This window comes from Brevundimonas sp., from assembly GCF_047617075.1.
Classification (GTDB): Bacteria; Pseudomonadota; Alphaproteobacteria; order Caulobacterales; family Caulobacteraceae; genus Brevundimonas.
The window spans coordinates 62,286-68,320 of the sequence record NZ_JBLGCI010000015.1 but is presented as its reverse complement, the minus strand read 5'-3'; the positions used below and the strand labels follow the sequence as shown (position 1 = coordinate 68,320).

Sequence of the window (6,035 nt, the reverse complement as noted above, 5' to 3'; positions counted from 1 at the left end):
CAGATCGGGATGATAGAGCGCATCGCCACGCAGGATCAGCGGCACATGCGCATCGAGGCCCCTGGCCTCGCGCCGCTCGCAAACAGCAATGATCGACACCGGCGCGAAACCCTCCCCCCGGACCCCCCCCCCGGAAACTGACCTCGCACCGTTGCGCCCGATGGCCCGGCAGCTATCAGGCTGGCCTCCGCCAGCTCTTGGGTCAGCGCTACGGCCAGCCTGATAACTGCCTACCGTGGGCGTCCATCGCCGACCTTACTGCAATGTTGCGGACGGCGCAGACTGTCCAGATAAGGCGACCAGTTCCTCGCGAGCATAGCCTTCATCGCCGTGCCGACGACGCCCGAAGTCGCGGTCCAACCGACTGGCGTGGCGTGTCCAGTGGGTCATCTCGTGGCCGAGCGTGGCGTAATAGCTCCCGGCGTCGATGAAGGTCTCAAACGCCGGCATCTGGATAATGTCAGGCCCAGGCGCATAGAAGGCGCACCCGCCACCGTGCCGAACAACCGCCCCGGTCGCGCTGAAGAAGGCTTCGGCGCGGGCGATGCGATCGTCGGGGTTTTGGACGGGCGGCTTCACCGGCGCGAAGGCCTCGGGGCGTCCCTCGATCTGTTCGGTGTTGAAAACTGTGTAGGCCTTCAGGAACGGAATGCGGGCCGTCTCGGGCTCGCCGACGTCAGAGATTTCCTCGCGGACGATGGTGTTGGCGTAGACCACGGTCGATCCGGTTTCGCCCTTGCGGACGTGGGCGCCAAGCGCGAGCGCCTGTCGGAAGGTCATCCAGGTGGCGGAGACATAGCCTCGCGTCATGGCTTTCGACCAGAGAAGCAGGACGTTGACGCCATTGTAGGGCGTGCCGTCGTGGCGGAGCGGCCGGCTGACGGTTTCGCTGGCTGTCCAGGGCTGGGTCCACGGCCGGACCCCGGCTTCAAGCTGGGCGATGATCCGATCTGTGACGCGAGCGTAGAGATCGGGGCGAGCGGGTTCGTTGGGGCGCGTCATGGCGGCCTCCTCGGACGGGATGTGAAGGAAGGGGCGACGGCGCTTGGTCAGCGCCGCCGCGACTCGGTCAGCGAGACCAGATCAGGCTGTGCCCGCCGTCGATCTCGACCAGAGAGGCGTAGATCGGAGCGGGGAAGCTGGGATCGTCGAGCTTGACCGAGAGGTAGTCGCGGTTCTCGCGGGACGTCTTCTTCCAGGCGGCGCCGAACTCGGTCTGGCCGGAGAAGATGCGGAAGTCGGGAGCCTTCTCGTCGGTCTTCTCGTTGGCCCGCAGATTGGCGGACTTGACGTTGAGGGTGAGGGTCTTGATCGAACCGCTGTAGGTTCCGTCCGCTTGCTGGGTGAAGGTGCCGATGGTGGCCATGGTCGTCTCTCCTTGCTGATGTCGGGCCACGCCTGCCGCGGCCTCGATGGCGATCGACGGACCGGGAGACGGACGGCCCGCAGGTCGGAGCGCCGCAGGCGAGAGAGACCCCGAAGCGCACGCGAAGGACTGGGCGGGGCGTGTTTCTTGCTTGCGCGAGGAGGCCGTCAGGCCGGGGAAGAAACTCGCCCCGCCCGGTTGCGGAAGACGACCGGCTTTCGGTCAGATCAAGCCATTGAGAGGCCGCGCACGGCTGAGCCCGCTGCCAGGAGAGCCGGCCCGTCCGCTCCTCGGTCAGCCGGCAAACGGACGGTCGGCGGCGACCTTACCCGCCCGTCATAGGCGCGCGCCCAACGCCCTGGCTCAGAGAAGAACGATGCCGGCGCCCCCCGCCGCCACGATCACCGCCACGATGTTCAACCGACTGGTCCAAACGTAGAGCACCGCCAGCGACGCCGCGAAAATCCCCACGCCGATGACCAGGGGAGAGATCCGTTCGCTCGTCGCCAGGGCGAGTTCGACGGTCGTCGCCGCGATCAGGCCCACCACGGCGGCGGTGATGCCCTCCAGCAAGGCGTGCAGTCGCTTGTCCTCCAGCACGGCCTCCAGACGATCATACAGGACCAGGGAGAAGCCGAACGCCGGCAGGAACACCCCCGCCGTCATCACCACCGCGCCGACCGGCCCGCCGCCGACATAGCCCACGAAGGTGGCGAAGATGATTAGTGGAGCGGGCAGCACCCCCGACAGGGCCAAGCCGTCGAGGAACTGTCCATCGGTCATCCAGCCTCGCCCCACGGCGTCGTTGCGGATGAACGGGATGGCCGTATAGGCACCGCCGAAGGTGAGCAGTCCGGCCTTCAGGCCGGACGCGAACAAGGACAGGAGCGAGGCATCGACCGCTCCGGTCACGATCGGCGCAATGTCGAGGTCCGCTGTCGAACCCGACGACGTCACGACCCAGGCCAGCGCGACCGCGACGATGAAGACCAACGCGGCCAGGATCCCACGCACCAGCGCCAGAAGCGCATAGACGAGCCCGGCCGCTGGCAGGGTGATCCAGAACGGCGTCCCCGCGAAGGCCGCCAAGCCGCAGACGACGGCGATGACCCAGAGCCAGCGATTGCGCAGAACGTGTTCGCCGATGCGATGCACGGCCCGGACGATGAGCGCGATGACGGCCGCCTGGATGCCGAGGAAGGCGGCTCCCAGCGCCGTCCCGTCGATGTCGAGGGCGAAATAGGCCCAAGACAGCCCCATCATCAGCAGGAAGCCCGGCAGCATGAAGCCCAGGCCAGCCAGCACGCCGCCGATGCGGCCCCTGGCCCGCATGCCGAGATGGACGCAAAGTTCGTGCGCCTCTGGGCCCGGCAGGGCCTGCATGACGGCCAGCAGGCGGTTGAAGCGGGGGCTGGATATCCAGCGCTCCTCGTCGACCAGCTCGCGGCGGATCATGGCGATCTGGGCGACGGGTCCGCCCCAGGCCATGAAGCCGAACTTCAGGAAGCGGAGGAACAGCGCGGCGTACCCGAGCGGGGGCGGCTGCGGATCGGCGGCGACGCGATCCAGCGACGCGCTCACGGCCGCTTCCGCAGGGTGGCCCATGTGAAGGCCTGAAACCCTCCGGCCGGGGTCCGGTGATAATCCGTCCAGTGGTCCACGAGATCGAAATCGACCTCGAACTCACGGTGCAATCCGGCCACGTCGTAGCGGCGGACCGGCAGTCCGCTGCATCGGTCGGGCCCTTCCGGCGCGAAGGTGGCGATGATCACATGGCCATCGGGCGCCAGGCCGGCCGCCAAGGCCCGCCGGTAGGCCGCTCGCGCCTCGACCGTGATCAGGAAATGAAAGACTGCTCGGTCGTGCCAGAGATCGTAGCGCCGCTTCGCCCGCCAGGTGACGATGTCGGCGACGCGCCAGTCCACCCGATCCGCTCGCGCGCCCAGGCGCGCTTTCGAGACCTCCAGGGCTTCCTCTGCGATGTCCAGGACGGTCAGGTCGCTCCAGCCCAGATCGAGCAGCCGGTCCACCAGGGCCGACGCGCCTCCGCCGACATCGATCAGTGACCGGCGCGGACCGGCGCCCACGCGGCGCAGCGCCTCAAGCGAGGCGGTCGGGGTCGCCTCGAACCAGCTGACCTGATCGGACGTCTTCGACCGATAGACGTCGTTCCAACGGTCGCCGTCATGACCGGTCATGGATTTCGGCGAGTCCCTGTAGGTTCAAATCAAGCCCCAGCGTCATCGTCGACCTCGTCGCGCAGTTGCACCAGCCGCTCTTCACAGACCATCTCCGCCAGCCCACGCAGCACCTCTACCCGTTCCGTCAACCAGGCCAGTTCCTCGTCGCTGATCTTGTAGTGCTTGGAGTAGCGCGCCTTGACGTATGCTTCGCGCAACAGCTCGAAGCAGCGCCGCTCGAACTTGCTCTCACGCGGCCACGCCGCCGTGAGGCGCGCGTCGATCGCCTCGCCCTTCTTGCGTAGAAAGGCGAGGTTGTGCGCTTTGCCGCTATACAGCGTCACCACCAGCAAGATGCAGTGGTAAAGGTGCTCAGCAGCCTGATGAAGAAGGAAGGCCGCCCAGTTGCGGTCTCCCATCTCGATATAAAACTTCGCGCCAGCCTGCGCTCCGGTGGCGCTGGTGATCCACTTCTCGAAATGCTGCTCGGCTTCCGCCAGCGCCACCTGCGCCTTAAGGTCCGCTGGCTTGTGCAGCTTGGCGCCAGGCGTGTCGTGCAGAACCACGCCCTCCCGCACGATGTCGGCGAAGAAGTAGCGACCCCGGTCCAACTGCTCGTTCACGTCGTCCAGGCTGTGAACGATCAGGCTGACCGGTGTCTTGATGTCCGGCCCCAAGGGCATCAGCCGGTTTTCGGCGTCATGCCAGAACTCGCCGTCGGTCAGGTCTTCGTGGTCGACCACGATCAGCAGGTCGAAGTCGGAGAAGTAGCGGCCGACCGGATCGTGCACCCAGTCGCCGCGCGCGTATGATCCGTAGAGGATGATCTTGAGGATATTGCCGTTCTTCAGCCGCGCGGCCCGGCGCGTCGAGATCGCCTCCTCGAACGACTCCCGAACCACCTCCACCACCCGGCGCAATTCCGCCTGCTTGCGCAGCGGCAGATGATCGAGACTCTTCTTCATCGCCAGAGTCTCCCTGATGGCGGCTCGAACAGCAAGCCTCGCGTCCAAGTGGAGCGCGCGTCGTGAATCCTAGGCGTTGTGGATCAAACGGAGCAGTGTCCCGTCGAGGTCGATCAAGGCACCAATGCGCAGTCCTGATGCTTCGACGGCGGGCGCGTGAAGCCGGGGCGCTCCCCAGCACTGCCCGGGCAGGCCGGCGGCCTTGCAGACGGCGTAAAAGCCGTCGAGGTTGTCGAGATGTAGGCAGCAGCTGAACGAACTGGTCGTCGGGTCGAGGTCGGCATAGGGAAAGAACTCAAGCGTGAGATCGCCGCGCTTGAGGATCATCCAGCCCTCGTCGCGCCAGCCTTCGACGAAGCCCAACGCCGCATAGAACCGCGACGTGAGTTCGAAATCCCGCGAGGGTAGATTCGGCGTGGCGTGATCGGTCATGGACTGAGCCTAGCCGCAACATCCCTTGCCATCCACCTGAACCGGCGGACAGGCGGTGTCGCCATAGGAGCAGAAGACGCAGCAGTCTCCGGGCAGGGGCCTTAGCTGGCGCCTGCATCCGAGGCAGTTGTAGAACCAGAGGCAGGCGTCGGTCGGCATCGTCTCCGTCGCGGCGTGGCGGCAGTGCGGACAGACGAGCGTCGAGGTCAGAACCACGGGCGTGCTCATCGGAGGGCTGCCAAGCGCAGCATGAGGAATGGTTCAATCAGGGGTTCCCAGACGAAGGCCGTCGCCACAAGAGCCGTCGCAACTACTAGAACCCAGAAGGACAGACGCGATGGCCGGTCGCAGCTCGCATCGGTTCGGCAGCGCCGCAAGCGCCAAAAGTGCAGCAGCCAGCCCACCGCGACGATGAGCAGGGCGATCGGGGTCAGCGTATGGCGCAGGCCCGCGAGCATCGCCGCGCCGGCGAAGGAAAGCCCGACGACGGACAGAGCTAGCGGCAGGACGCAGCAGGCGGCCCAAGCGAGAACCGACGCCGCGCCGGCAATAGCGGCTGAGGCGCCGACGGCAATTTCGGCCTTGTCGCGGTCGGTAGGATCGGGAGTCATCGGCAGCTCCTGTTCAGCGCCAGTCACCCGCTCTACAACCCGTAGCGGCTACGGGTTCAAGAGTGGTGTGTGCGATGAAAATCGGCGAACTGTCGGCGCGGGCGGGGGTCCACCTCGAAACGATCCGCTATTATGAACGGATCGGGCTTTTACCTCCGCCTGGACGGACCAGCAACGGTCATCGCCGTTATGGGTAGCAGGAGGCCCAGCAACTGCGCTTCATCCGGCGGGCGCGTGATCTGGGCTTTGGGATTCCCACGATCCGCGATCTCGTGGCGCTTAGCGATGCCGAGACTGAAGCCTGCGGGGCTGTGCGGGACTTGATGCGGAGCCATCTGGAATTGGTGGATGAGAAGATCGCCGACCTCGAGCGGCTGGGAACGGTGCTGGGTCGCGCCCTCGACGGCTGCGAGGACGGCGATCAGGCGCGCTGCCCCGTCATCGAGGCGCTCGGCGCCGGGTGAGTTTCGTCGGTTGACGC

The 6,035-nt window shown here is 66.3% G+C and carries 10 protein-coding genes; 2 read left to right on the top strand and 8 right to left on the bottom strand.

The features are described from left to right. Positions 1-255: 255 nt before the first annotated feature. From ACI8U3_RS13585 to ACI8U3_RS13550, 8 genes are all read right to left on the bottom strand, one after another. On the bottom strand, positions 256-1,002 hold the full coding sequence (locus tag ACI8U3_RS13585) for an ArdC family protein (protein WP_415015400.1): 747 nt from the start codon (positions 1,000-1,002) through the stop codon (positions 256-258). A 67-nt stretch (positions 1,003-1,069) separates the two neighbouring features. Further along, on the bottom strand, positions 1,070-1,366 hold the full coding sequence (locus tag ACI8U3_RS13580) for a DUF736 domain-containing protein (protein ID WP_021696606.1): 297 nt from the start codon (positions 1,364-1,366) through the stop codon (positions 1,070-1,072). Between the two features lie 363 nt (positions 1,367-1,729). Further along, positions 1,730-2,947 (bottom strand): chromate efflux transporter, encoded by a 1,218-nt coding sequence (chrA, locus tag ACI8U3_RS13575; protein WP_415015399.1) that lies wholly within the window; start codon positions 2,945-2,947, stop codon positions 1,730-1,732. After that, the gene (locus ACI8U3_RS13570; protein ID WP_021696608.1) at positions 2,944-3,564 is read right to left on the bottom strand and encodes a class I SAM-dependent methyltransferase; all 621 of its coding nucleotides are present in this window, start codon (positions 3,562-3,564) and stop codon (positions 2,944-2,946) included. The genes chrA and ACI8U3_RS13570 overlap by 4 nt, the downstream gene beginning before the upstream one ends. A gap of 29 nt (positions 3,565-3,593) precedes the next feature. Then, positions 3,594-4,511, bottom strand: coding sequence for a HEPN domain-containing protein (locus ACI8U3_RS13565; protein WP_021696609.1), 918 nt, complete (start codon positions 4,509-4,511; stop codon positions 3,594-3,596). 69 nt (positions 4,512-4,580) lie between these two features. Continuing rightward, positions 4,581-4,943 carry a bleomycin resistance protein gene (locus ACI8U3_RS13560; protein ID WP_021696610.1) on the bottom strand — a complete coding sequence of 121 codons (363 nt, stop codon included), beginning with the start codon at positions 4,941-4,943 and terminating at the stop codon, positions 4,581-4,583. A 9-nt stretch (positions 4,944-4,952) separates the two neighbouring features. Further along, positions 4,953-5,171, bottom strand: coding sequence for a GDCCVxC domain-containing (seleno)protein (locus ACI8U3_RS13555; protein WP_081703406.1), 219 nt, complete (start codon positions 5,169-5,171; stop codon positions 4,953-4,955). Further along, complete coding sequence (locus ACI8U3_RS13550; protein WP_045318810.1) at positions 5,168-5,554, bottom strand: hypothetical protein; 387 nt, start codon at positions 5,552-5,554, stop codon at positions 5,168-5,170. The genes ACI8U3_RS13555 and ACI8U3_RS13550 overlap by 4 nt, the downstream gene beginning before the upstream one ends. A 74-nt stretch (positions 5,555-5,628) precedes the next feature. Between ACI8U3_RS13550 and ACI8U3_RS13545 the strand changes: the two genes are divergently transcribed. Continuing rightward, positions 5,629-5,751 carry a MerR family DNA-binding transcriptional regulator gene (locus ACI8U3_RS13545; RefSeq protein ID WP_196839249.1) on the top strand — a complete coding sequence of 41 codons (123 nt, stop codon included), beginning with the start codon at positions 5,629-5,631 and terminating at the stop codon, positions 5,749-5,751. Between the two features lie 15 nt (positions 5,752-5,766). After that, on the top strand, positions 5,767-6,018 hold the full coding sequence (locus ACI8U3_RS13540) for a MerR family DNA-binding protein (RefSeq protein ID WP_196839276.1): 252 nt from the start codon (positions 5,767-5,769) through the stop codon (positions 6,016-6,018). Positions 6,019-6,035: the final 17 nt, after the last annotated feature.